Consider the following 24,304-nt stretch of genomic DNA (forward strand, 5'->3'; position numbering starts at 1 on the left):
CCCCCCGCTCCCCCGGCCGGGCCCCCCGGGGTGGGGGGCGGCGCGCGCCGGCGGGGGGGGGGGGGCCCCCCCCCCCCCCCCACCTCGCGGGGCGGGCCGGTGCTACTTCACGTCGGAGGGGTGCTTGGCCAGGGGCACCACGGTGATGTCCATGTAGGGGAACAGCGGCAGGTTCTGCAGGATGTCGTGCAGCTCGTCGTGGGAGTCGACGTCGAAGACCGAGTAGTTGGCGTACTCGCCCACCACGCGCCAGATCTCGGGCCACTTCCCGGAGCGCTGCAGCTCCTGCGAGTAGGCCTTCTCGGTGGCCTTGATCTCCGCGGCCTCCTCGGCGGGCATGTCGGTGGGGAGGTCGATGTCCATGTGGACCAGGTACTTCACGGTGCGTCCTTCCGTCGGGATGGGTTCTCGGGCTGAGATCTCGTGCTGGGTTCCCGGGCCGGGTCTACCGGGCCGGGTCTACCGGTCGGTGCGGTAGCGGGTGAGCTTGTCCTCGTCCACGGCGGTGCCCACCCCGGGCACGTCCGGCACGCGGATCCGGCCGTCGGCGATGACCACGGGCTCGGCGAGGAGGTCGTCGGACATGTCCAGGAAGTTGGACAGCTCCCCGGCCCGCTTCGAGGTGTGGGCCAGGGCCGCGCCGAAGACCACGGAGGCGATCGTGCCGACCTGGGTGTCGATCTGGTTGCCCACGTAGACGTCCACCCCCATGCCCTCGGCCATGCCCACGATCTTCGCGGCCTCGGTGAAGCCGGAGCGGGCGGTCTTCACCGCCAGCAGGTTCGCGCCGCCGGTGAGGATCTCCTTGGCGGCCTCCCCCAGGTTCGGGGCGGACTCGTCGGCGGCGATGGGGATCGTCGAGCGCTCCACCAGGCGGCGGCGGCCGAGCACCTCGCGGGCGTCGTCGGGCTCCTCGAGGAACTGCAGGCCCAGGTCGGCCGTGCGGCGCAGCACCTCCATGGCCTCGTTGGCGGACCAGCCGCGGTTGGCGTCCATGTAGAGCTCGGCGTCCTCGCCCAGGCCCTCGCGCAGCACGGCCGCGGCCTCGACGTCGAGGCCGATCGGGTGCCGGCCGGTCTTGAGCTTGAACGTGGTGATGCCGTAGGTCTCGCGGAACTGAAGGGCGAGGTCCAGCAGCTCCTGGGCCGGCTTGAAGCCCAGCATGTGGGAGACCCGCATGGAGTCGGTGAACCCGCCCAGCAGCCTGGTCACCGGCTGCCCGAGGAACTGGCCGATGACGTCCCACAGGGCGATGTCCACGGCGCCCTTGGCGGTCTGGTTGTGGACGGTGCGGGCCAGCACGGCCTGGACCTTCTCGCGGTCGAGGACGTCCAGGCCCACCAGCTGCGGGGCGAAGAGGTCCTCGACGACGGCCACGATCGACTTCTGGGTCTCGCCGTAGGTGTAGGGCCGCGGCGGGGTGTCGGCGGTGCCCACGATCCCGTCGTCGGTGGTGATCCGCACCAGCACGTGGTCCGCCTCGTGGACGGCGCCCGAGGCGAAGTGCAGCGGGTGGACGTAGGGGATCGAGTAGGGGATCGCCTCGACGGTCGCGATCTTCATGGGCGGGCGGGCCTTTCCTGGGCGGGCGGGACGGGCGTGCCGCCGGGGGACCCGGGGGCGGCCTGGACGTCGACGACGAGGTCGATGAAGTTGTGCAGGAGCGCGGAGCGGTCCTCGCGCCGCCACGCGACGGCGAGCTCGATCTGCGGCGAGTGCTCGATGTCGCGGTAGACGACGCCCTCGAGCTGGAAGGCGCGCACCCCGGCGGGCACCACGGCCACCCCGCCGCCGGCGGCCACGAAGGACATCAGCGTGGACGTCTCCCCCGCCACCTGGGCGATCCGCGGCTGGAAGCCGGCCTGGCGGCAGAGGTCCGCGGCGGTGCGGTAGAGCACGGAGTCGGGCGGGTAGGTGATGAACTCCTGGTCCTGCAGCTCGTGCACGGCCACGGGCAGGTCCACGGCGAGGGCGCTGAAGGAGGGCAGCGCCACCACGAGCGGCTCGCGGGCGACCACCCGGTACTCGACGTCCGCAGAGGCCACGGGCGGGCGCAGGAGGGCGGCGTCGAGGGTGTGCTCCCGCAGCCCCTCCTCCATGGCGGGGGTCAGCATCTCGCCGTGCAGCGCCAGGGACAGCCCGGGCATCGTCTCCTTCGCCCGCCGCACGACCTGCGGCATCACCCCGTAGGTGGCCGAGCCGGAGAAGCCGACCCGCAGCACACCCGTGGCCCCCTGCCCCACCTGGTAGACGTCGGCCTTGAGGGCCTCGATCTCGTTGATGATCCGCCGCCCCCGGTCCAGGAGCACCTGGCCGGCGGCGGTGAGGTCCACCCGCCGGGTGGTCCGGTCCAGCAGCCGCACGCCGAGCTGCTCCTCGAGCTGGCGGATCTGCTGGGACAGCGGCGGCTGGGCCATGTGCAGGCGCTTGGCGGCGCGGCCGAAGTGGCGCTCCTCGGCCACGGCGATGAAGTAGTTGAGCTGCCGGATCTCCATCGTGGCACCTGGCCCTTCCGCTCGGTCGGAGGGGTCGTCGTCGACCGCCACCCGTCATATTGATCCACAGAGTACACCCAAAATGCTCCATTAGGACATCCGTGGCCCCTAATCGACTCCGCTGCCGCCGTGCACACCGGGGCCGCGCCCTGTGCCCCCGGCCCGTCGAGGTGGTGCAATGGGCCCATGCGCACCGACATCACCGCCGACCGGCACGGCTCCTTCGCCCGGGCGGTCAAGTCCCTCGTGGTCCCCCGCCCCATCGCGTGGGTCAGCTCCCGCTCGGCCGCAGGCGTCGACAACCTGGCCCCGCACTCGTTCTTCACGGTCGCCTCGGAGAACCCCACGATCGTCCAGTTCGTCTCGGTCGGCGAGAAGGACAGCCTCCGCAACATCCGGCAGACCGGGGAGTTCGTGGTCAGCTTCGCGCGCGAGGGGCTGTTCGAGCGGATCAACGCGACCAGCACCGACTACCCTCCCGAGATCAGCGAGTTCGACGCCGTGGGCCTGACCCGTGAGCCCTCGCTCACCGTGGCCGTCCCCCGCGTGGCCGAGTCCCCCGCCGCCATCGAGTGCCGGCTGCACACGGACCCCATCCCCGTGGGCAACTGCTTCCTGGTCCTCGGCGAGGTCACGCACGTGGTCGTGGACGAGGAGGACATGGACGAGCGGGGCCCGGTCGTGCGGACGCTGCGCCCGATCGCGCGACTGGGGCGCGACGAGTGGGGCGAGCTGGGCCGGATCCGGTCGATCCGGCGGGTCCCCTACCGGGACGCCGCCCCGGAGGCGGACCTGCCCTGAGCCCCCGGGCTCAGAGCCGCACGCCCGTGCGCCGCAGCTGCTCGCGGACCTCCCGGCGCTGGATCTTGCCGAGCATCGTGCGCGGGAGCTCCTCCACGGCCACGATCCGCCGGGGGACCTTGTAGCGGGCCAGGCCCGCCCAGCAGTGCTCGCGCAGGGCCGCCTCGTCGAGCTCGGCGCCCGGCACGAGGGTCACGGCGGCGACGACCACCTCGCTGCCGCTGGGGTCGGCGAGCCCCACCACCGCGGCGTCCGCCACGGCGCGGTGCCGGCGCAGCGTGTCCTCGACCTCGCTGGGGGCCACGTTGAACCCCCCGGTGATCACGACCTCCTTGAGCCGGTCGACCACCCGCAGGAACCCGTCCTCGTCGACCGTGACGATGTCGCCGGTGCGCAGCCACCCGTCCTCCGTGAGCGTCCGGGCGGTCTCGTCGGGGCGCCCCCAGTACCCCTGGAAGACCTGCGGGCCCCGCACCCAGAGCTCCCCGGGGTGGTCCCGGGGGACGTCCTCGAGGGTGTCCGGGTCGACGAGCCGGATGTCGGTGGACGGGAACGGGATCCCGATGGAGCCCGCCCGGCGGGAGTCGTTGAGCGGGTTGCAGGCCACCAGCGGGGAGCACTCGGTCAGTCCGTAGCCCTCGATCAGGATCCCCCCGGTGGCCCGCTCCCACTGCTCCACGAGCGGGACCGGCAGGCTCATGGCCCCGGAGACGGCCACCGGGATGCCGCGCAGGTCCACGCCCTGCTCCGGTGCGGCGTCGAGGAGCTTCTGGTACACCGGCGGCACCGCGGGCAGCACCGTGGGGCGGGCGCGCTTCATCGCCCCGAGGATCAGGTCCGCGCGCACGGTCGGGAAGAGCACGAGCCGCGCGCCGAGGGACATCGCGAACGTCACGCCCAGGGTCAGGCCGAAGGCGTGGAAGAGCGGCAGCACGCCGTGCACCACCTCGCGCTCGCCGGAGCCGAGCCAGTGCCGGCCCATGAGGGCGTTGGACTCGAGGTTGCGGTGCGTGAGCATCGCCCCCTTGGGCAGCCCGGTGGTGCCGGAGGTGTACTGCAGCAGCGCGAGGTCGTGCGCGGCGGGCCGCGGGTGCTCCGCGGCGATCGGGGCGGAGGCCAGCAGCTCCCGCCAGGGGATCGTGCCCGGGGCGGGGCCGGTGAGCTGCGCACGGGAGGCGCGTGCGCTCGGCAGCGGCAGGCGCAGGGCCAGCCGCTTCGGCCGCGGCATCGCGGCGGTGATGTCCACGGACACGACCGCGTCGACCCGCAGGTCCGCGGGCAGGGAGCGCACCCGCTCGGCCGCCCGGTCCCAGACGATCGCCACGCGCGCCCCGTGGTCCTCGAACTGGTGGCGCAGCTCCGGGGCCGTGTAGAGCGGGTTGTGCTCGACGACGACGGCGCCCAGGCGCAGCACCGCGTAGAACGCCACGACGTGCTGCGGACAGTTGGGCAGGACGATCGCGACCCGGTCGCCGCGGCCCACGCCCAGCCGGCGCAGGCCCTCGGCCGCGCGGTCGACCTGCCGGCCCAGGGCGGCGTAGGAGGTCGTGGCCCCGAAGAACTCGAGCGCGGCGCTCGCGCCGTGGCGGGCCACGGAGCGCTCGAGCATGTGCACCAGGGACGTCTCCGGCAGGTCCAGGTCCGCGGGGACGCCCGGGTCGTAGCTGGCGGTCCAGGGGCGGGCACGCAGGAACTCGCGGACGGTGTCGACAGGCATGGTCCCGACCCTACTCGGCGGCGGCGCCCGGCCGCCCGGCCGCGGCGACACCCCGTGCCGGACGGGACGGCTCACCAGGCCCGGTCCGGGGACCGGCCGTAGACTCCGGTGCCATGACGCCCTCCTCGACCCCCGGCTCGCCCTCCCCCGACGACCCGACGCCCTGGTCGGACACCGGTCCGCACGACTCCCCGGACGCCACCCGGCCGCTGCCCCCGGTCAGCCGGTTCACCGCCCCGGCCGGCGGCGGCTCGCCGCACGACGCCCCCGAGGGGGGCGCCGGGAGCGGCGGGACCGAGGACTGGTCCTGGTACGACGACGAGGACGACCAGCACACCCGGCCGCTGCCGGCGGTGACCGCCCAGCGCCCGGTGCCGGAGGACCCGGGGCCGCGCACGGACCCGACGCCCGCGGTCGGGGCCCCCGGCGCCGCGGCCGGCTACGGCCCCGCGCCCGGCTACGGCGCCGGACCCGACGGCCCGTTCTCCGGCGACCCGTCCTCCGGCGTCCCGGTCGACGCCGCGACCCGTCTCGCCCGGCAGCGGGAGGAGTTCGGGGGCCTCCAGCTGGTCCCCGGCTTCTTCGGCTGGCTCAGCGCCATGGCCCTGACCTGGCTGCTGCTGGCCCTGGCGGGCCTGACCGCGGCCGCGCTGGGGCTGCGCCTCGTGGACGGGGTCGGCGGCGTGGTGGACGACCTCGCCGCCGGGTCCGCGGCGGCCTGGACGGGCGCGGCCGCCCTCGGCCTGGTCGAGTTCCTCGCGTTCCTGGGCGGCGGCTACGCCGCGGGCCGGATGGCGCGGTTCTCCGGGGCACGGCAGGGCGTGTCCGTGTGGCTGTGGTCCCTGTTCGGCCGCTCCGTGGCCACCGTCGCGGGACTGGTGTGGGCCGACACCGTCGGCCTGGCGCCCGTGGGCGTCTCGGCCCAGGCGCTGATCGGCGACCTGCTGGTCCCGGGCCTGCTCGCGGTCCTCGCCGTGCTCGCCGTCGACCTGCTCGCGGCGGTGCTCGGCGGGCTGTGGGGCGTCCGCTACCACCGCAGGGTCGACCGCTGGGGGGACGGACCGGAGGACCGGGCCCGGTAACTTTGCGTCCCGGCACCGTGTCGGATTCGCATCCGACCACCAAAGAGGGGACAATCGGAGCACCTCGGTGAGATCCGTCACCCCCACGCGGAAATCTGCGGACCGGCCCACCGAGCAGCACCCGGAGGAAACACCCATGCCGTCCACCCTTGTCGCCGTCGTCGATGACCACGAGGTCGTCCGGGAGGGCGTCCGCCTCGTCTCCATGACCTCGCAGGCGGACGTGAAGCTCGTCGGATCGGCCTCCAGCGTCCCCGCACTCCTCGACCAGCTGGGCCGGGACCCCGAGAACCCCGCCCTCACCGCCCAGGGCGCCAAGCGGATCGAGTGCGAGGTCGTGCTCCTGGACCTGTCCCTCGACGACATGTCCCGCCCCGCCACCAACGTGGAGCTGCTGCGCGCCGCCGGCATGAAGGTGCTCATCTTCAGCATCGGCGAGAACGCCGCGCTGATCCGCGAGGCGCTGCGGGCCGGCGCGCTGGGCCTGGTGCGCAAGTCGGACCCGCTCGAGCACGCGATCGAGGAGGCCCGCAACATCGCCGAGGGCAAGCCCGTGATCACCAAGGAGCTCGCCGCCGCGATCGACGGGGACGTGGAGTTCTCCCGGGCCAGCCTCTCCCCGCGGGAGCAGGAGACCCTGCGGCTCTACGCCTCCGGCTTCGCCCAGGTCCAGGTCGCACGCCGGATGGGCATCAAGCAGAGCGCCGTCAAGACCAACATCGACCGCATCCGGGAGAAGTACGCGCGCGTCGGGCGCCCGGCGCCCACCAAGATCGACCTGCGCATCCGGGCGATCGAGGACGGCCTGGTCGAGCCCACGGCGGACATCACCACGGCGGAGAAGCATCTGTGATCCGCCCCTCGCCCCGGTGAGGGCCGCCGCTCCGTGAGCCACGCCGCGCACCGGCCCCCGCTCGCCTACCGGAAGGTCCCCGCCCGGCGGCGCCGCAGCAGCCTCCTGGTGCCGACCTCGCCGCAGGAGCTGGGGATGAACTCCTACCGCATCCACCTGCTCGCGAACATCTGCCACGGGCTGGTCGTCGTCGCGCTGTTCCTGGAGGCCCTCACCATCGTCGAGGACCAGCTGCGCGCCTTCGAGCGGTGGCACCTGGTGTTCCTGCTGGCCCTCCTGGTCAACGGCGGCGCGATGCTCCTCCAGGGCGCCAGGCGGCAGGTGCGGATGTGGCCGGTGCTCGCGGCCCCGGTGCTCGTGGCCCTCACCGTCCTGACCCTCCCGCTCGCCTGGACGGGCGCCGCTCCGCCGCAGGACCCGTGGGTGGAGCCGTTCATCCTGCTCGCGGCCGCCGCCACCGTGGTCGCGTGGAGCATCGAGCTGGCCGTCGCGTACCTGGCGTCCGTCACGGTCTTCTACGTCCTGGTCATGGTGCGCACCACGGAGTCGGCCGACGTGATGGGCGTGCTGTTCGACGCCACGAGCCGGATCGCGTTCGGCGTGGTCCTCGTGGTGCTGATCAGCCTGGTCTACAAGGGCGGGCAGAACGCGGACCAGGTGTACGCGGCCGCGATCGCGCAGGAGCTGCAGCTGAACCGCTCGCGCTCGCAGGCCGAGGAGCAGGAGCGGCTGGACCGCCTCATCCACGACAACGTCATGGCCGCCCTGCTGGACGCCGGACGGGCCCCGGGCCCCGTCCAGCGGCGCACCCGGGAGCTGGCCCAGCGGGCCCTCGAGGTCCTCGCCTTCGAGGAGCGCCGCGCCGAGGGCAAGGGCACCACCATGGTGCACACCCTGCTCGACGACCTCCTCGAGTCCCTGTCCCCGTGGCGCAACCGGGTGCGCTTCAACAGCATCACCCCCTACATCAGGCCCCCCGGCCAGCCGCGCCCGCTCATCCCCGTGGAGACGGCGCAGGCGCTCGTGCAGGCGGTCACCGAGGCGGTCTCCAACAGCGCCCGCCACGCCGGCACCGAGGTCACCTTCGTGACCATGGACGGCGGCGTGTGCCCGCCCACCCCCCTCAACCCCGAGGGCTTCTTCCTGCGCTTCCAGGTGGTGGACCGCGGCCGCGGCTTCCAGGTCCGCAGCATCGACTCCCGGCGGCTCGGGGTGCGCGTGTCCATCCTGGGCAACGTGCGCCACGTGGGCGGCGCGGTGGACGTCGACAGCGCACCGGGACGCGGCACCCGCGTCACGATCCTCTGGCCCCGGGACGCGCAGCCGTGATCTCCCGCACCCTCTTCCATCCCCTGAGCCTGGTCGCCGCCACGGTGTTCTTCCTGATCCCCGTGGTGCTCGGGATCCTGCAGACGCCCAGCATGGACAAGCCGGACCTCATGCAGGCCGCGCTCGTGACCTACGTGGTCGCGGTGGCGCTGGTCGTCTACCCGTACGGGCAGCGCCGGCTGCCCGATCTGCCCGCGGCCCTGGGCGTGCTCCTCATGCTGGTGTCGATCCAGCGCTCCTACGACGCCCTGAACCCCCAGGCGGAGCTGTTCGGCGGGCAGTGGTTCACCCTGGGCTTCGACGGCTTCCTCGTGGTCCTGGGCATCCGCCGCCGCGCGGGGTGGGGCTGGGCCACGCTCGTCATCGCGGTCGCCGTGTCCATGACGTGGGGCGCCCGCTCCGCCCTGGGCCTCTGGGACGCGGCGCTGACGAACGCCGCGGCGGCGGCCCTGCTGCTCGCGAGCCAGCTCATCGCCCGGGAGTACGACCGGGCCTCCGCCGCGTTCGCCGAGGCGCGGGACATGGTGATCTCGGCCCGCTCCCACGACGAGGCGGAGCAGGACACGGTCAACGCCTCCGTGCAGCGCGTGCACGAGGTGCGCCGCCTCGCGGGCGGGCTGCTCGAGCGGATCGCGCACGACCCCTCCCCCGTCTCCGGGTACGAGATCGAGCAGTTCCGCCTCACCGAGGCGCAGCTGCGGGACTCCATCCGGGGCCGGTCGATCGCCACCCCCTACCTGCTCGAGGTGACGCGGGCGGCGCGGGCCCGGGGCGTGCTGGTGGACATCCTGGACGAGCGCGGCAAGCCCCTGCCCACGGCGGTGCTGCGCGCGGCCACCCGCCAGGCCATGGAGGTGCTCAACGCCGCGACCTCGGGGTCGGTCACGATCCGCGCCTTCCCGGAGGGAGAGCCCGCCGCGGTGTTCATCGTCCACGACGGCAACGCCGGGGACGAGGAGCCCGTGGCCATCGAGATCGCCGACGGCACCGGTGCGGTCTCCCGGTTCTGACCGGCTCCACCGCCCGCGGTGCGGGCACCCGCACTGCACCCGGTCCCCCGGCGCCGCGGACACCGGCGGCACCGTCCACAGGGAGCCGCGTCCCTGCGGTCCGCCGGCCCGGCGTTCCTACCGTGGGCCCATGCACACCGCCTCCGCCGGGCCCGGCCCGCACCCCGCCGACGACCGCTCCCGCCCCGGCTCGGACGACCGCCCGCCCGACGCCCACCGCTCCCCCGGCGCCCACGACCGCCCCGGCGACCGCCCGCCCGACACCGCCCTCCGGGACGGTGGCGTCCGCTCCCCCGACGACGCCTTCCGCGCCGTGCTCTGCGGGGACGGCCTGCGCCGCTGCCCCTGGGCGCCCACGGGCCCGGCCGCCCTCGAGGAGCACGACCGGCGCTGGGGCGCACGGCCCACGGACTTCTCCGGCTGGTTCGAGGCCCTCGGCCTGGAGATCTTCCAGGCGGGCCTGGCCCGCTGGAGCATCGCCCAGCGGCGGGAGGGCCTGCGCCGGGCGCTGCGGGACTTCGTCCCCGAGGAGATCGCCCGGATGACCGAGGACGACGTCGACGAGCTGCTCCTGGATCCCGCGGTCATCCGCAACCGGGTCAAGATCGAGGCCGTGGTGCACAACGCGCGCGCCTGCCGCGGACTCGGTCCCGAGGACTGGGCGGAGCACGTCGGGGACCTCCGCCCGGCCGCCGCCGAGCCGCCCCTGACCGTCCTGGAGGAGTCGCGCCGATCCCCCGAGGGGGACCGGCTGGCCGCCCGGCTCAAGGAGCAGGGACTCGTGTTCGTGGGGCGCACCACCGCGCACCGGTTCCTGCTCCGCACCGGAGTGCTCCCCGGGCACCTGGCCGGGTGCTTCAGGGACGGGACTGGAACCGGAGGATCCGGGTGAGGGCCTCCTCCACCCGGTCGGGCCCCGCGGCGAAGGACAGCCGCACCGCGCGGTGGCCGCGCGCGGCGTCGAAGTCCAGGCCCGGGACGACCGCGACGGCCTCCGCCTCCAGCAGCCGCCGGCACCACTCCAGGGAGCTGCCGTGCCGCTCGAGCTGCTCCCCGAGGTCGGCGTAGAGGTAGAACGCCCCGTCCGCCGGCGCGACCTCGCCCCACCGGAGCGCTGGGAGCGCGTCCAGGAGCAGGCTCCGGGAGCGCGCGAACTGCTCGACCGCCCGGTCCGCCTCGGCGTAGGCGTCCGGGGTGAAGGCCTCCACGGCGGCGTGCTGCGCGGCGGCGGGCGGGCAGAGGCTCAGGTTGCCCGCCAGCGCGTCGACCGCGGCCGCGAGGTCCCGGGGCAGCAGGGCCCACCCGAGCCGCCACCCCGTCATCCCCCAGTACTTGGAGAAGGAGGAGATCACCACGGCGTCGCGGTCGTGCTCCCACGCGCTGGTGCCCCGGTACGGTCCGCCGTCGCGGGGCGCGCCGCCCTCCGGGGCGGTGTGCACGATCCCGTGGTAGATCTCGTCGCTGATCAGGCGCGTCCCGTGCTCGGCGCACCACCGGGCCAGCGCCGCCAGCTCCCCGGGCTCCAGTACGGTGCCGGTCGGGTTCGCCGGGCCCGCCACCACCAGTCCCTGCAGGGGCCCGTGCTCGGCGACCGCGGCGTCGAGCATCCCGGGCGTGGGCTGGAAGCGGGTCGCCGCCCCGCAGTCGAGCTCGACCACCTCGGCGCCCAGGGCGGCCAGGGTGTTGCGGTAGGCGGGGTAGCCCGGCCGGCACACCGCCACCCGGTCCCCCGCGTCGAACGCCGCCAGGAAGGTGAGCACGAGCGCCCCGGAGGCCCCCGTGGTGATCGCGACGTCCTCGGGACGGACGTCGAGCCCGTACCACCGGGCGTAGTGGCCGGCCACCGCCCGGCGCAGCGGCTCGATCCCGAGGGCGGGGGTGTAGCCCAGCCCCTCGTTGCGGGCGTGCACCCGGGCGGCCGCCCGCGCGACGGGACCCGGGGCGCCGCCGGAGGGCTCCCCCGCGCAGAGGGAGACGACGTCCCGGCCGGCGGCGCGCAGGCGCTCGACGTCGGCGAGGATCTCCATCACCCGGAACGGCGGCACCGCCGAGCGTGCGGAGGGACGGGGCGGCAGGTGCGCAGGCATGCGCCCAGCCTACGGCCGCCGCGGTCCGGCGCGATCGCGGTCATGCCCCGTCATGCGCACATCGGGGGACAGACTTTTGTCCAGACCTCCGCAATACTGGACCCAGTCCTGGACGTCAGGAGGCCGCACTGAGGCGGTCCTCCGGGCGTGGGGGGACAGGTCTCCGGCAGCTGTGCCGGGGGCCGACGGGCAGGTTGCCACCGCGGCCGGCGTCGCACGAGTGATCCATCGTGAATGAGATGTGTGATTGTGTCTGGGGGGATTTCAATCACGGGTCCACAGGAGATGGGGCGCCGGGCACGGGACGCAACCGCCCAGTTCCACGTCGGTGCGGCGTCGGGCCACGGCCCGGCGGGGAGAGCCGTGAGACGTGGCGGCACGCGCGTCGACGACGCAGCAGACGGCCCCGCACCGATCGGTGCGGGGCCGTTGCCGTGCCGCTCGTGCCGCGGACCGCACGGGCCGGGGCTCACTCCAGCAGCAGCGCCGGCTCCTCGAGGATCCGGGCCACGTCAGCGGTGAAGCGGGCCGCGAGGTCCCCGTCCACCACGCGGTGGTCGAATGACCCGCCCAGCGTGGTGACCCAGCGGGGCACCACGGCGCCGTCCACGACCCACGGCTTCTGCTTGATGCTCCCGAACGCGATGATCGCCACCTCGCCGGGATTGATGATCGGCGTGCCGGTGTCGAGGCCCAGGGCCCCGATGTTGGTCACGGTCAGGGTGCCGCCCTGCATGTCGGCCGGCTGCGTGCGCCCCGCCCGGGCGGTCCGGGAGAGCTCGTCGAGGGCCACGGCCAGCTCGCGCAGCGAGAGGTCCTGGGCGTCCTTGACGTTCGGGACCATGAGCCCGCGCGGCGTGGCCGCCGCGATGCCCAGGTTGACGAAGTGCTTGACGAGGATCTCCTCGTCCGTCCACGTCGCATTGACCATCGGGTTGCGGGCCGCGGCCCACACGACGGCCTTCGCGAGCACCAGCAGGGGCGTGACCTTGACGCCCTCGTAGTCCGGGGCGGCCTTGAGCCGCCGGACGAACTCCATGGTGCGCGTGGCGTCGACCTCCACGAAGACCGAGGCGTGCGGGGCGCTGAAGGCGCTGCGCACCATGTTCTGCGCCGTGGCCTTCCGCACGCCCTTGACGGGGATCCGCTCGATCCGCTCCTCCGGGGCCGCGGGGCGGCGCCGGTCCACGGCCTCGCCGAGCCGCGCCACGTGGGCGAGCAGGTCCTGCTTGGTGATCTGTCCGGCGGCGCCCGTGGCGGGGACGTCGGCGAGGTCGACGCCCAGGTCCCGTGCGGCCTTCCGGACCGGAGGCTTCGCCAGCGCGGGGCGGCGCGGGACGACCTCGACGGCCGGGAGCACGTCGCCGCGACCGGGCCGGCGCCAGACGCCGCTGTCCTCGGCCAGCCGGGCGGCGCGCCCGGCGATGCCCTGGGCCGCCGTGCCGATCCCACCGCCGAGCCCGGCCCCCAGCGGACCCCGGGACAGCTTCTCCGTCCAGCCCGCGGGCCGGGCCGGCCCCGGCTCGGCGTCCGGCGCCGGCGGCGGGACCGCCCGGCGCCGCCGCCGCACGGGGTCGGCCTTGGGCCCGGAGCCGACGAGCGGCCGGTCCGCACCGGGCTCCCCGCCCTCCCCCAGGATCCCGGGGACGCCGGAGGCAGGGGCGGGCTCCGCCGACTCGCCCGGGGAGCCCACGGCGATGATGGGGGTGCCGACCTCGACCGTGCTGCCCTCGGCGGCCAGCAGGTCCAGGACGGTGCCGGCGTACGGGGACGGCAGCTCGACCACGGACTTCGCGGTCTCGATCTCGACGAGCACCTGGTTGACCGTGACGGTGTCCCCCGGTGCGACCTTCCACGCGAGGATCTCCGCCTCGGTCAGGCCCTCGCCGACGTCGGGCAGGTTGAAGATCTGGGGCATGTCAGTACTTCCTCTCTCGCGCGCGGCCCCCGGGCCGGCGGCGGTGCCGCCGGCCCGGGGGCCGGCGACCGGGTCGGCGGGGTCAGTAGGCGAAGGACCGGTCCAGGGCCTCGAGGATGCGGTCGAGGTCCGGCACGTACTGGTCCTCGACGGCGGCCACCGGGTACGGCAGGTGGTAGGCGCCCACCCGCAGCACCGGTGCCTCCAGGGAGTAGAACGCCCGCTCGGTGAGGCGGGCGGCGATCTCCCCGCCGAGGCCGCCGAAGGTCGGGGCCTCGTGGGCGACGACGAGGCGGCCGGTCCGGCGCACGGAGTCCTCGAGGGTGTCGAAGTCGATCGGCGACAGCGAGCGCAGGTCGATCACCTCGACGCTGCGCCCGTCCTCCTCCGCCGCCTGCGCCGCGGCGAGCGCGACCGGCACGAGGGGGCCCCAGGCCACCACGGTGGCGTCCTCGCCGTGACGGACGACCTGCGCGGAGAACGGGTCGGCGGTCGGGCGCTCGACGTCCACCGCGCCCTTGAGCCAGTACCGCCGCTTGGGCTCGAAGACGATGACGGGGTCCTCGCACGCGATGGCCTGCTGGGTCATCCAGTAGGCGTCCTGGGCGTTGGACGGCGTGACGATGCGCAGCCCCGCCGTGTGCGCGAACAGCGCCTCGGGGGACTCCGAGTGGTGCTCCACGGAGCCGATGACCCCGCCGTACGGGATGCGGATCGTCACGGGGACGGTGACGTCCCCGTTGGTGCGGTTGCGCATCTTGGCCAGCTGCGTGGTGATCTGGTTGAACGCCGGGAAGGAGAAGCCGTCGAACTGGATCTCGCACACGGGCCGGTAGCCGCGCAGGGCGAGCCCGATGGCGGTGCCCACGATCCCGGCCTCCCCCAGCGGGGTGTCCATCACCCGGTGGGCGCCGAAGTCCGCCTTGAGCCCCTCGGTGACGCGGTAGACGCCGCCGAGAGAGCCGATGTCCTCGCCCATGAGCAGCACCCGGGGGTTCTCCTCCATGGCCCGGCGCAGGCCCGCGTTGACCGCCTTCGCGATCGTCAGGTCCGGTGCGGTGCTCATGCGAGGTCCTCCTGGGTGCCGGCGGTCTCCGGGTCGGGGGCCCCGGCCACGGGGTCGGCCGCCACGGTCAGTCCCGCGGCCTGCGTGCCCCGGTCCGGTCCGGCGCTGCCCGTCCCGGCGTCGTCGTCGGTGTCGGTGTCGGTGTCGGTGAAGCCCGCCTGGTAGGCCGCGTACCAGGCGCGCTCCTCCTCCACGAGGGCGTGCGGCTCGGCGTAGGGCCGGTCGAAGAAGTCCTCGAACGCGGGCGGGTCCATGGCCAGCACGAGGGCGCGGGCCTGGTCGGCGAACGCCTGGGCGTCGGCCGCGACGTCGGCGAAGAAGTCGTCGCCGGTGCCGTGGGCCTCGCGCAGGTGCGCCTCGAGACGGAGCAGCGGGTCGAGCTCGCTCCAGTGGTGCTCGTCCTCCCGCAGGCGGTACTTGGTGGGGTCGTCCGCGGTGGTGTGGGCCCCGAGCCGGTAGGTCTCGGCCTCCACGAGCACCGGGCCCTGGCCGGCGCGGGCCTTCTCGAGCGCGTACCGCGAGGCCGCCAGCACCGCGAGCACGTCGTTGCCGTCCACGCGGATCCCCTCGAAGCCGTACCCCGCGGCGCGCTCGGCCAGGGGCACGCGGGACTGGGTGCGGAACGGCACCGAGATGGCCCACTGGTTGTTCTGCACGAAGAAGACCACCGGGGCGTCGTAGGACGCGGCGAAGACCATGCCCTCGTGGACCTCGCCCTGGGTGGAGGTGCCGTCCCCGAAGTAGACGACCGCGGCCGCCGGCTCGGCCTCCCGGCCCTCCGCCTCGGCCGTCCGCCGGTCCAGGTCGATGCCCATGGCGTAGCCCACGGCGTGCGGGACCTGGCAGCCAAGCACGATGGAGTAGACGTTCATGTGGTGCCGGCTGGGCCGCCAGCCCCCGGCGCTGTGCCCGCGGAACACGGTGAGCAGCTCGGCGGGCTCGACGCCCCGCTCGATGGCCACGGCGTGCTCCCGGTAGGTCGGGAACACGTGGTCGACCGGGCGCAGCGCACGGGCGGAGCCCACCTGGGCTGCTTCCTGCCCGCGCATCGGCGCCCACAGCACCAGCTGCCCCTGCCGCTGGAGGTTGGTCGCCTCCTCGTCGAAGCGGCGGGCCAGCGCCATCGAGCGGTACAGCCCGCGCAGCTGCTCGGCGTCGACGTCGCGCACGTACGGGGACAGGACCGGGTCCTCGCTCAGCCGGCCGTCCCGGTCGAGGAGCCGCACCAGGCGCGTGCGCACCTCCGGCGTCGGCACGGTGCGGGCCGGCACGGGGGCGGCCGGGGACGATGGGGCGGCATCCATGGGCAGGACGTCCTTTCGGGTTGCTCGGGAGGGAGCCGGGCCGGCGCGGCCGAGGATCAGAGCACGGGCGGGTGGGGGAACTGCGCGCACAGCTCCAGGAACCGGGTGTTGGCCTCCGGCTCCCCGATGGTCACGCGCACGCCCTCGTCGCCGAAGCGGCGCACGGACAGGGCGTGGGCGTCGCACAGCTCGGCGAAGCCCCCGCTGTGCTCGCCCAGGTTCAGCCACACGAAGTTGGCCTGCGTCTGCGGGTACGGCCAGCCGAGCCCGTCGAGCCCGGCGAGGACCCGCTCCCGCTCGTCGACGACCCGCTGGACGCGCTCGGCCACCTGGTCGTAGTGGCGCACGGACGCGATCGCCGCGCGCTGGGCGAGGTCGGTCACGGAGAACGCGGGGGACGCCTGGCGCAGGTACTGGGTGATCTCCTGGCGGGCCACGGAGTAGCCGATCCGGAGCCCGGCCAGACCGTGGGCCTTGGAGAACGTCCGCAGCACGACGACGTTGGGGTGCCGGCGGTACAGGTCGACGCCGTCGACGAGGTCGTCGCGGCGCTGGAACTCCTGGTACGCCTCGTCGATCACCACGACCACGTCGCGCGGCACGGCGGCGAGGAACTCCTCGACCTGCGCGGTGGTGAGGCTGGGGCCCGTCGGATTGTTCGGCGTGCACAGCAGCACGACCTTCGTCCGGGCGGTGACCGCGGCGGCCATGGCCTCGAGGTCGTGGGAGCCGTCGCGGCGGTTCGGGACCGGGACGCCCAGCCCGCCGGAGAGCCCGATGCTGATCGGGTAGGCCTCGAAGGAGCGCCAGGCGTGCACCACCTCGTCCGGGGTGCCGTCCTCGCCGGCGCCCACGAAGGCGCCGAGCAGCTGGTTGAGCGCGCCGAGGCTGCCGGCGCCGGTGACGATGTCCTCGGCGGGAACGCCGAGGAACTCGCCGAGCACCTCCCGCAGCTCCGCGGAGGTCGTCTCGGGGTAGCGGTGCACCGCGTCCCAGCCGGCGAGGACCTCCTTGACGGCGGGCACGGGCCCGAACGGGTTCTCGTTGGAGGACAGCTTGTAGGACACGAGCCCGTCCACCACGACCGGGGGCTTGCCGGCCGCGTAGCGGGGAAGTCGGGACAGAGCCGGGCGCGGCCGGACCGCCGGGGTGGTGGCGGTGGCCGGGCCCGAGGCCGGGGCGGTGCCGGCCAGGGTGCGGGTAGCGTCGCTGGTACTCATGGAGGTCATGCTATCCCCGCACCCCCGGGGTTCCCCCGGTCGATGACGCCCCTCCGGACGACCCGCTGCTTTTCGGGGCGAAAGCTACAACCGGGTTCCGCGAAAGTTGGCGGCGGACGACAATTCGTCCGCCCGGGAGCGCGCGGGGGCCGTGGAAGAATGTGCCCATGCCCAACACCGATCGCATCCTGTCCTCAGGGCGCGCGGCGCTCGCCGCCGCCGTCCCGCCCGTCGCGCTGGGGCCCCTCGACGGCCGCTACCAGCCCGTGGTCGCGCCCCTGGTCGACCACCTCTCCGAGGCCGCCCTCAACCGCAACCGCGTGCACGTGGAGGTCGAGTGGTTCGTGCACCTCGCCGAGCGGTCGGTGCTGCCGGGGCTGGCGCCCCTGACCGAGGAGCAGACCGCGGGGCTGCGCCGGATCGTCACGGACTTCGACACGGACTCGGTCGCGGAGCTCGCGGAGATCGAGGCCGTGACGGTCCACGACGTCAAGGCCGTGGAGTACTACATCGGCCGCCGGCTGCCCGCCCTGGGGCTGGAGCACCTGGTCCCCCTCGTGCACTTCGGCTGCACCTCCGAGGACATCAACAACCTGGCGTGGGCCCTGGGGGTCAAGGACGCCACGACCGACGTGTGGCTGCCCGCGGCCCGGGCGCTCGTGGCCGACGTCGCGGCGCTGGCCGGGTCCGCGGCGGAGACCCCCATGCTCTCCCGCACCCACGGCCAGCCGGCCACGCCCACCACGCTGGGCAAGGAGATGGCGGTGGTCGCCCACCGCCTGGGCCGCCAGCTGTCCCGGATCGAGCGCACCGAGTACCTGGGGAAGATCAACGGCGCCACGGGCACCTACGCCGCCCACTACGCGTCCGTCCCGGACGCGGACTGGACGGAGGTCTCGCGCGAGTTCGTGGAGGGCCTGGGCCTGTCCTGGAACCCGCTGACCACCCAGATCGAGTCCCACGACTGGCAGGCCGAGCTCTACGCCGACCTCGCCCGGTTCAACCGGATCCTGCACAACTTCTGCACCGACGTGTGGTCCTACATCTCGATCGGCTACTTCCAGCAGATCCCGGTGGAGGGCGCCACCGGCTCCTCCACCATGCCGCACAAGGTCAACCCCATCCGCTTCGAGAACGCCGAGGCGAACCTCGAGCTCTCCAACGCCCTGCTGGACGCCCTCGGCGCCACGCTCGTGACGTCCCGGTGGCAGCGCGACCTCACCGACTCCTCGTCCCAGCGCAACATCGGCGTGGCCTTCGGGCACTCCCTGCTCGCGGTCTCCAACGTGAGCAAGGGCCTGGCCCGCCTCGACGTGGCGGAGGCGGTCCTGGCCGCCGATCTCGACGCGAACTGGGAGGTCCTCGCGGAGGCGGTCCAGATGGTCATGCGCGCCGAGGCGATCGCCGGCGTCGAGGGCATGGACAACCCCTACGAGCGCCTCAAGGACCTGACCCGCGGCCGCCGGGTGGACGCCGCCCGGCTCCAGGAGTTCGTGGCGGGCCTGGGCCTGTCCCCGGCCGCGGAGCAGCGGCTGTCCGGGCTGACCCCGGCCACCTACACGGGCATCGCGGCGGACCTCGTGCGCTTCCTGTGAGCCCGCGCCCCGCGTGACGACGGGGTGCCCGGGCACGGGGCGCCGGGACGCGCCCGGGCACCCCGTGCCGCGCGGACCGGCCCGTTCGGATCAGTCCGTGCGGATCAGTCCGTGCGGATCAGACGGACGGGAGGTCGTGCAGGTTGTTGCACACGGTGTCCTCCGGGGCGGCCCACAGCCGCTTCTCGCACCCGGCGGACACCACGCGGACCCGCAGCTGCCCCGACGACCCCGGGACGTAGTAGAGGTGGACCTCGCTCTCGATGTCCCGGATGATCCGGGTGGTCGACCGCGGGGACCACACCTCTGCGGGATTGCACAGGGCGACGATGTTCCCGAGGGGGTCCGTGCGGACGCCCGTGACGGGTCGCTGGTCGGTCATCGGTAGAACTCCTGAGCTCGTGCCCCGGCCGGCACCGCCGGTCCGGGAATCAGTCGTATACCACGGTGCGGTCCTGCGCACCACCCTCCACCGGGGTCGCGTGCCGGCCGCCTGGGTTTTCGTTTGCTTTTGACGCACTCCGGGCGTTCGCTTTTGACTCACCGGGCGTTGCCCGGGATCATCGGTGCCTGAACCCTCTCTCGCGGCGGACCTGGATCCTGGTCCGCGGGACCGGAGAGGACGGTGCTCGGACCACGGCCTTCGGGGGAAGGCAGGCTCCGGGCGCACCGGGGACAGTGATCATGACAGTGGGGGATCATGACAATGGATGGGGAACACTCGATCAGGCTGCGGCTTCTCGGCAACGTCGAGGTCGAGCTCGACGGCACCGTGCTGGCCCTGGGCCACCGGCAGCAGCGCCTGCTGGCCGCGCTCGCCGTCCTCGGTCCCAAGCCGCGCCGGTTCCTCGGCGAGCTGCTGTGGCCCGACCGGACCGCGGAGCGCGCGATGGGCAGCCTGCGCACCACCGTCTTCAACATCTCGCGCCAGGCGCCCGGAGCCGTCGGGGCCCGCGGCAACAACATCGCCCTGGCCGAAACGGTCACCGTGGACCTGCACGAGCTGCGCGCGTCCCTGGACCGGGCGGCCACCGCCACGGCGCCCGTGACGGAGGACCCCTGGTTCCTGTCCCCCGACGGCGCCCAGCTTCTGCCCGGCTGGTACGACGGCTGGGTGATGGCCGAGCAGGACCGGCTGCGGACCCTGTACGTCAACGCCGTGGAGCACCTCGCCCGGCTCTCCCTGGAGCACCGCGACTTCTACCGGGCCCACGTGCTCGCCGACAACGTCCGGGCCCTGGACCCGCTGCGGGAGAGCGCGGTCCGCGTGTCGATCGAGGCGGACCTGGGTCTCGGCAACAACGCCCCGGCCCTGCAGACGTTCCGCAGCTTCTGCAGCACGATGGCCGACGAGCTCGGAGCGCCGCCCTCCCCCCAGATCACCCAGCTGATGGGCCACATGCGCAGCGCCTGACGCGCTCCCGCCCGGGGCCGTCCCGGCCGGTGCGTGCCCGGCGGCGGGGCAACGGCGTCCCCGCGACCCGCTGCCGGGTCGCGGGGACGTCCACTGGGCGGTCATGGCCGGGTCATCGTCCCGAGGTCAGGGCGGCCGTGGCCGACCGCACCGGGATGCCGCGCCAGGCGGTGTGGGGCAGCAGCTGCTCGCCCTTCATCACCAGCGACAGGGCGTCCACCGAGGCACCCGCGCCGACCGTCGTGTCGTAGAGCACGATCGAGCGCGCACCGACGGAGGCCCCGGGCAGGATCTCCACGTGGGACATCTTCATCACGCGGTCCTCGAAGAGGTGCGTCTGCAGCGACACGTCCGTCGAGACGGCGGCGTCGTCGCCGATGTGGACGAGGTCGAACTCGGTCAGGTAGGTGGTGCCGATGTACGTCCGCCGGCCGATCTGCGCGCCGAACAGGCGCAGGACCGGGCCGATCAGGGGCGTGCCCACGAGACCGCCGATGAGGGCGGGGACCGCCGCGGACTCGTACACGCCGGTGACGAACTCGCTGCGCCGGACGAAGTTGTCCCACAGCGGCTCGACGCGCTGGCGGTACCGGCCCACGATCGCCCACTTCAGGACGACGACGGCGAGGACCACGGTCAGGCCGGTGGCCAGCGCGACGAGGGGCAGCACGGCCACGAAGCCGAGCAGCGTCAGCTCGGGCACCAGGGCGACCGAGGCGAGCAGGCCCAGGTAGCCGATCAGCCCGATCAGCGCCGGCGGGACCGTGATGCGCAGCGCCTCGATGACGAGGCGGGCCGCCACCTTGCCGCGCGAGGGCCTGAAGGTGAGGCTCTCGTCGTAGTTGCCGCTGTCCTGCCGGCGGGGCAGGAACATGGCGGGCGAGCCCAGCCAGGACGTGCCGTCCGGCACGTCGGCCGGGGGCACCGAGGCGACGCCCACCAGGGAGCCCTCGCCCATCCGGGTGCCCGAGGGCACGAACGCGGCGTTGCCCACGAACGAGCGGTCGCCCACCACGGTGCGCTCCATGTACAGGTGACCGTGGTGGTAGACGGCGCTGCCCACGCTGGCCATGTCCGCGACGAAGCTCCCCTCGCCGAGGGTGAGGAGGTCCGGGTCGATGTGGCCGACCGTGGAGACCTCGGAGCGGGGGCCGACCTTGGCGCCCAGGGCGCGCAGCCAGGGGACCGTGTACATCGTGGCGTACAGGGCGTTGGTGCTCTCCAGGCTGGTGGAGAGCAGCTGGTCCGCCATCCACTTGCGCACGCCGAGCCCGCTGCGCACGGGGTGGATGCCGGTGGGCGTGCGGCGCAGGACGATCTTCCGGCCGCCCGCGACCACGGCGCAGACCGTGAGCACGTAGACGACGCCGACCGCCGGGGTGAGGGCGAGCCCCACGGGGAGGCCGAACTCCAGGGCCGCGGCCCAGATCATCAGGAAGGACGGGAGCACCAGGACGAAGGGCATCAGCTCGAGGACCAGCCAGCCCAGGAGCAGGCCGGCCGCCAGCGGGGCGGGCCAGCGGCCGCTGGGCAGCGGGCGCCGCTCCATCCGCTCGAGCAGCTCGTCGTCCCCGTCACCGGGCCGGGCCGGGGAGCCCAGCCAGTGCTCGCCGGCGGGGATCGTCTGGTTGCGGGAGGCCAGGGACTGCTCGGCCAGGCGGGCACCGTCCTCGATCCGGGTGCCCGGCTGCAGGAGGGCGTTGGCCCCCACGAACGCGTCGTCGCCGATGTGCACCGGCGCGATGGTCACCCACCCCTCCTCGACCTGGGCGGTCTGCACGGAGGAGTTGTAGCCGATGCTGGCGCGGGCGCCGACGGTGACGAGCGAGGGCAGGCCGATGGCGGCGGTGCCCACGTGGGCGTCCGGACCGATCCTGGCGCCCAGCAGGCGCAGGTAGACGGCGGCCATCGGGGTGCCGGTGAGGAGATTGAGCGGCGAGAGCCGGGTCAGTCCGTCGATGCACCAGAGCAGGTAGTACTGCCGGCCCCACAGGGCGTGGTGCCCCGGTCTGACGAAGCGTCCCAGCACGCGGGAGCCGAGGAACGGCAGGAGGACGCGGGCGAGCACGGAGACCAGGACGCCCACCAGGAGCATGTCCCACATCAGGGCGTAGCTGAACTGACCGCCGTAGGAGTACAGGACCGCGGCGAGCGGGGAGCCGACGAGCATGGCCGCCAGGACCATCGTCGTCACCTGCGCGAGGCCGCACAGCGCCACGCGGCCGCTGGTGTGGTGCAGCGGCGCGGGGCGGTCGTCCGGGGCGGCCGCGGCGGGGACGTACGCCGGGGCGGCGTCCAGGTGGCGCGCCAGGTCCCGGACGGTCGGGTAGGTGTAGATGTCCGCGATGGAGATGTCCTGGTCCGGGTGCGCGCGGCGCAGCTCGGACGTGGCCGTCGCGGCGAGCAGCGAGTGCCCGCCGAGCTCCATGAAGAAGTCCGCCTCCACGGAGAGCTGGTCCTCGGGGATGCGGAAGACCTTGGACCACACCTCCGTGATCCCCCACTCGGCGTCCGTCGCCGGCGGGACCAGCCCCATCGTGGTGACGAAGCGGGGCGTGCTGGGGTCCGGCAGGTTCTTCCGGTCCACCTTGCCGCTGACCATCATCGGCATCGCGGGCAGGATCTCGTAGAAGGACGGCACCATGTACGGCGGCAGCGCCGCGACCACGGAGTCGTGGAGCAGCTCGAAGAGGGCGCGCTCGTCGCGCACCGGAGCGCGCAGGGTGAGGAACGCCGCGACGTCGTCGCCGCCGGAGGTGAGCCTCACGGCGGCGTCCGCCACCGCGTCCTCCCGGCGCAGCACGTTCTCGATCTCCTGCAGGTCCGCGCGGTGACCGCGGATCTTCACCTCGCTGTCGGCGCGGCCGAGGTACTCGATCTCGCCGTCGGGCATGAACCGGCCCAGGTCGCCGGTGCGGTAGATCCGTCCGGCCCGGGGTCCGTCCGGGTGGGGGCGGAAGCGCTCCTCTGTGACGTGCGGCAGGTTGACGTAGCCGCGGGCCACGCCGGGGCCGGCGATGCAGATCTCGCCGGGCTCGCCGTCGGCGACCTCGTTCATCTCCTCGTCGAGGATCCGCACCTCGTAGGTGGGCAGGGGCTTGCCGATGGTCACGGGCCGCCCGGGGGCGAGCTCGCCCCACGTGGCGGTCACGGTGCCCTCGGTGGGGCCGTAGGTGTTGAGCATCCGGCGCTCGGGGGTGGACCACCGCTCCACGAGGTCGGCGGGGCAGGCCTCGCCGCCCACCAGGATGCTGCGGATGCGGGGCAGGTCGTGCTCCAGGGTGGCCAGGACGGTCGGCACGCAGTAGAGCACAGAGATCTCCATGCGCTGCAGGAACTCGGCGAGTCCCTGTCCCAGGCGGGCGTCGTCGGTGGGGCCGGCCACCAGGGAGGCGCCCACGGCCCAGGTCGGCCAGATCTCCTCGATGGAGAAGTCGAACGCGATGGTCATGCCCTGGTAGACGCGGTCCTCGGAGCGGACGTCGTAGACCTCGGGCACGATCTCGATGAAGTTGCAGATGCTCGAGTGCGCGACCTCGACGCCCTTGGGGCGGCCGGTCGAGCCCGAGGTGTAGATGATGTAGCACGTGGGGTCGCCCTCGTGGCGGACGACCGGGCGGTGCGCGGGCGCCTCCTCGAGCCGCTCGCCGATCCGGCCGACGTCGACGACGTCGGCGGGCGCGTCCTCGACCAGGGCCACGAACTCGGCGGAGGTCAGCATGAGGGACAGGTCGGAGTCCTCGGCGATGAACTGCACGCGGTCCGCGGGCAGGTTCGGGTCGATCGGGACGAAGGTGGCGCCCGTCTTGAGGATCGCCAGGAGGGACGCGTAGAGCATCGTGGAGCGCTGGAGCAGGATCCCGACGCGGTCGCCCGCGCTCAGGCCGTAGCCGGTGATCAGGTGGGCCAGGCGGTTGGCGAGCTCGTCGAGCTCCGCGTAGGTGTAGGCCCGGCCGTCGGCGTGCAGCGCCTGGGCGTCGGGGGTCAGGTCGCAGCTGCGCTCGAAGAAGTGGTGCAGCCGGGTGGGCTTGGTCTCCGTGCTCCGGACGCCCCGGGTCGAGGGCTCCGTCCACGGAGCTGCTCCGGCGGCGCCTCCCTTCGCGGCGGCCTCGTCCCACAGCACTCGCTCTGCCGCCGCAGTCTCCTCGCGGCGGTGAGAGCGATGTGGCACTGAGGTCATGTCCAACTCCTTTCGATGCACGTAACACCGGTGTTACCGGCATGTCCGTTCTACGGAGCGGGGTGTTATGGCCTCCTCACGAATCCGTCACGGCGGCGTTATTCCTCCGTTATCGATGCGTTCGTCGGTGGAGCTGCCAGGGGCGATGCCGACCGCCCGATGGGTTTCCAGTGGTAAAGATCACAGCCCGCATCTCGCTCTGCGAGACGTTTTCGACTGCAATCGTGCGGTTC

19 protein-coding genes are annotated in these 24,304 nt (G+C 73.7%); 8 read left to right on the top strand and 11 right to left on the bottom strand.

What is annotated here, in order from left to right; all coding sequences use genetic code 11:
• Positions 1–102 precede the first annotated feature (102 nt).
• The 3 genes from catC to ACP7CD_RS07410 form a co-directional block, all read right to left on the bottom strand.
• Entirely contained in the window at positions 103–381 is a 279-nt protein-coding gene (catC, locus tag ACP7CD_RS07400) for a muconolactone Delta-isomerase (RefSeq protein WP_017832659.1), read from the bottom strand.
• Positions 382–459: 78 nt separating this feature from the next.
• A complete protein-coding gene (locus ACP7CD_RS07405; RefSeq protein ID WP_017832660.1) occupies positions 460–1,563 on the bottom strand; it encodes a mandelate racemase/muconate lactonizing enzyme family protein in 1,104 nt (367 codons plus the stop codon).
• Positions 1,560–2,495: a LysR substrate-binding domain-containing protein gene (locus ACP7CD_RS07410; RefSeq protein ID WP_229587721.1), complete on the bottom strand. Its 936-nt coding sequence runs from the start codon at positions 2,493–2,495 to the stop codon at positions 1,560–1,562. Before ACP7CD_RS07410 ends, ACP7CD_RS07405 begins: the two co-directional genes overlap by 4 nt.
• Before the next feature lie 186 nt (positions 2,496–2,681).
• Between ACP7CD_RS07410 and ACP7CD_RS07415 the strand changes: the two genes are divergently transcribed.
• The gene (locus tag ACP7CD_RS07415) at positions 2,682–3,296 is read left to right on the top strand and encodes a flavin reductase family protein (RefSeq protein WP_426119738.1); all 615 of its coding nucleotides are present in this window, start codon (positions 2,682–2,684) and stop codon (positions 3,294–3,296) included.
• 10 nt (positions 3,297–3,306) lie between these two features.
• Here ACP7CD_RS07415 and ACP7CD_RS07420 read toward each other — a convergent pair whose 3' ends face one another.
• Positions 3,307–5,013 carry a long-chain-fatty-acid--CoA ligase gene (locus ACP7CD_RS07420; RefSeq protein WP_426119740.1) on the bottom strand — a complete coding sequence of 569 codons (1,707 nt, stop codon included), beginning with the start codon at positions 5,011–5,013 and terminating at the stop codon, positions 3,307–3,309.
• Positions 5,014–5,126: 113 nt separating this feature from the next.
• On the opposite strand from ACP7CD_RS07420, the gene ACP7CD_RS07425 reads away from it, so the two are divergent.
• The 5 genes from ACP7CD_RS07425 to ACP7CD_RS07445 all read left to right on the top strand — a co-directional run bounded on the left by ACP7CD_RS07425 (position 5,127) and on the right by ACP7CD_RS07445 (position 10,179).
• Positions 5,127–6,095 (top strand): hypothetical protein, encoded by a 969-nt coding sequence (locus ACP7CD_RS07425; RefSeq protein ID WP_426119742.1) that lies wholly within the window; start codon positions 5,127–5,129, stop codon positions 6,093–6,095.
• 136 nt (positions 6,096–6,231) lie between these two features.
• Positions 6,232–6,948 (top strand): response regulator transcription factor, encoded by a 717-nt coding sequence (locus tag ACP7CD_RS07430; protein WP_058873970.1) that lies wholly within the window; start codon positions 6,232–6,234, stop codon positions 6,946–6,948.
• A gap of 33 nt (positions 6,949–6,981) precedes the next feature.
• Positions 6,982–8,277, top strand: a complete 1,296-nt coding sequence (locus ACP7CD_RS07435; RefSeq protein WP_017832666.1) for a sensor histidine kinase — start codon at positions 6,982–6,984, stop codon at positions 8,275–8,277.
• The gene (locus ACP7CD_RS07440; protein ID WP_426119745.1) at positions 8,274–9,287 is read left to right on the top strand and encodes a hypothetical protein; all 1,014 of its coding nucleotides are present in this window, start codon (positions 8,274–8,276) and stop codon (positions 9,285–9,287) included. Before ACP7CD_RS07435 ends, ACP7CD_RS07440 begins: the two co-directional genes overlap by 4 nt.
• A 130-nt stretch (positions 9,288–9,417) precedes the next feature.
• A complete protein-coding gene (locus tag ACP7CD_RS07445; protein ID WP_426119747.1) occupies positions 9,418–10,179 on the top strand; it encodes a DNA-3-methyladenine glycosylase I in 762 nt (253 codons plus the stop codon).
• On the opposite strand, the gene ACP7CD_RS07450 is transcribed toward ACP7CD_RS07445, so the two are convergent.
• The 5 genes from ACP7CD_RS07450 to ACP7CD_RS07470 form a co-directional block, all read right to left on the bottom strand.
• Positions 10,145–11,374, bottom strand: a complete 1,230-nt coding sequence (locus ACP7CD_RS07450) for an aminotransferase class I/II-fold pyridoxal phosphate-dependent enzyme (protein ID WP_035928190.1) — start codon at positions 11,372–11,374, stop codon at positions 10,145–10,147. The genes ACP7CD_RS07445 and ACP7CD_RS07450 overlap by 35 nt on opposite strands.
• Before the next feature lie 469 nt (positions 11,375–11,843).
• Positions 11,844–13,292, bottom strand: coding sequence for a dihydrolipoamide acetyltransferase family protein (locus ACP7CD_RS07455; protein ID WP_426119749.1), 1,449 nt, complete (start codon positions 13,290–13,292; stop codon positions 11,844–11,846).
• An 82-nt stretch (positions 13,293–13,374) separates the two neighbouring features.
• Positions 13,375–14,358 (bottom strand): alpha-ketoacid dehydrogenase subunit beta, encoded by a 984-nt coding sequence (locus ACP7CD_RS07460; protein WP_035928182.1) that lies wholly within the window; start codon positions 14,356–14,358, stop codon positions 13,375–13,377.
• Positions 14,355–15,662 carry a thiamine pyrophosphate-dependent enzyme gene (locus ACP7CD_RS07465; RefSeq protein ID WP_426119751.1) on the bottom strand — a complete coding sequence of 436 codons (1,308 nt, stop codon included), beginning with the start codon at positions 15,660–15,662 and terminating at the stop codon, positions 14,355–14,357. Before ACP7CD_RS07465 ends, ACP7CD_RS07460 begins: the two co-directional genes overlap by 4 nt.
• Before the next feature lie 56 nt (positions 15,663–15,718).
• Positions 15,719–16,882, bottom strand: coding sequence for a histidinol-phosphate transaminase (locus ACP7CD_RS07470; protein WP_035928359.1), 1,164 nt, complete (start codon positions 16,880–16,882; stop codon positions 15,719–15,721).
• 167 nt (positions 16,883–17,049) lie between these two features.
• On the opposite strand from ACP7CD_RS07470, the gene purB reads away from it, so the two are divergent.
• Positions 17,050–18,477, top strand: a complete 1,428-nt coding sequence (gene purB / locus ACP7CD_RS07475) for an adenylosuccinate lyase (RefSeq protein ID WP_426119752.1) — start codon at positions 17,050–17,052, stop codon at positions 18,475–18,477.
• 118 nt (positions 18,478–18,595) lie between these two features.
• Here the strand turns inward: purB and ACP7CD_RS07480 are convergent, their stop codons facing one another.
• Complete coding sequence (locus ACP7CD_RS07480) at positions 18,596–18,859, bottom strand: hypothetical protein (protein ID WP_017833496.1); 264 nt, start codon at positions 18,857–18,859, stop codon at positions 18,596–18,598.
• Between the two features lie 324 nt (positions 18,860–19,183).
• Here ACP7CD_RS07480 and ACP7CD_RS07485 point away from each other — a divergent pair, with 324 nt between their 5' ends.
• Complete coding sequence (locus ACP7CD_RS07485; RefSeq protein ID WP_426119755.1) at positions 19,184–19,891, top strand: AfsR/SARP family transcriptional regulator; 708 nt, start codon at positions 19,184–19,186, stop codon at positions 19,889–19,891.
• A 112-nt stretch (positions 19,892–20,003) separates the two neighbouring features.
• Here ACP7CD_RS07485 and ACP7CD_RS07490 read toward each other — a convergent pair whose 3' ends face one another.
• Entirely contained in the window at positions 20,004–24,071 is a 4,068-nt protein-coding gene (locus ACP7CD_RS07490) for a Pls/PosA family non-ribosomal peptide synthetase (RefSeq protein ID WP_426119757.1), read from the bottom strand.
• Between the last annotated feature and the right edge of the window lie 233 nt (positions 24,072–24,304).

The organism is Kocuria sp. LHG3120 (assembly GCF_049897445.1).
Classification (GTDB): Bacteria; Actinomycetota; Actinomycetes; order Actinomycetales; family Micrococcaceae; genus Kocuria; species Kocuria rosea.

What these genes read in the sequence shown, in the direction of transcription:
- ACP7CD_RS07405 (WP_017832660.1), bottom strand. Translation starts at nt 1,563, where the DNA reads ATGAAGATCGCGACCGTCGAGGCGATCCCCTACTCGATCCCCTACGTC.
- ACP7CD_RS07410 (WP_229587721.1), bottom strand. Translation starts at nt 2,495, where the DNA reads ATGGAGATCCGGCAGCTCAACTACTTCATCGCCGTGGCCGAGGAGCGC.
- ACP7CD_RS07415 (WP_426119738.1), top strand. Translation starts at nt 2,682, where the DNA reads ATGCGCACCGACATCACCGCCGACCGGCACGGCTCCTTCGCCCGGGCG.
- ACP7CD_RS07420 (WP_426119740.1), bottom strand. Translation starts at nt 5,013, where the DNA reads ATGCCTGTCGACACCGTCCGCGAGTTCCTGCGTGCCCGCCCCTGGACC.
- ACP7CD_RS07425 (WP_426119742.1), top strand. Translation starts at nt 5,127, where the DNA reads ATGACGCCCTCCTCGACCCCCGGCTCGCCCTCCCCCGACGACCCGACG.
- ACP7CD_RS07430 (WP_058873970.1), top strand. Translation starts at nt 6,232, where the DNA reads ATGCCGTCCACCCTTGTCGCCGTCGTCGATGACCACGAGGTCGTCCGG.
- ACP7CD_RS07445 (WP_426119747.1), top strand. Translation starts at nt 9,418, where the DNA reads ATGCACACCGCCTCCGCCGGGCCCGGCCCGCACCCCGCCGACGACCGC.
- ACP7CD_RS07450 (WP_035928190.1), bottom strand. Translation starts at nt 11,374, where the DNA reads ATGCCTGCGCACCTGCCGCCCCGTCCCTCCGCACGCTCGGCGGTGCCG.
- ACP7CD_RS07455 (WP_426119749.1), bottom strand. Translation starts at nt 13,292, where the DNA reads ATGCCCCAGATCTTCAACCTGCCCGACGTCGGCGAGGGCCTGACCGAG.
- ACP7CD_RS07460 (WP_035928182.1), bottom strand. Translation starts at nt 14,358, where the DNA reads ATGAGCACCGCACCGGACCTGACGATCGCGAAGGCGGTCAACGCGGGC.
- ACP7CD_RS07465 (WP_426119751.1), bottom strand. Translation starts at nt 15,662, where the DNA reads ATGGATGCCGCCCCATCGTCCCCGGCCGCCCCCGTGCCGGCCCGCACC.
- ACP7CD_RS07470 (WP_035928359.1), bottom strand. Translation starts at nt 16,882, where the DNA reads ATGAGTACCAGCGACGCTACCCGCACCCTGGCCGGCACCGCCCCGGCC.
- purB (WP_426119752.1), top strand. Translation starts at nt 17,050, where the DNA reads ATGCCCAACACCGATCGCATCCTGTCCTCAGGGCGCGCGGCGCTCGCC.
- ACP7CD_RS07480 (WP_017833496.1), bottom strand. Translation starts at nt 18,859, where the DNA reads ATGACCGACCAGCGACCCGTCACGGGCGTCCGCACGGACCCCCTCGGG.
- ACP7CD_RS07485 (WP_426119755.1), top strand. Translation starts at nt 19,184, where the DNA reads ATGGATGGGGAACACTCGATCAGGCTGCGGCTTCTCGGCAACGTCGAG.
- ACP7CD_RS07490 (WP_426119757.1), bottom strand. Translation starts at nt 24,071, where the DNA reads ATGACCTCAGTGCCACATCGCTCTCACCGCCGCGAGGAGACTGCGGCG.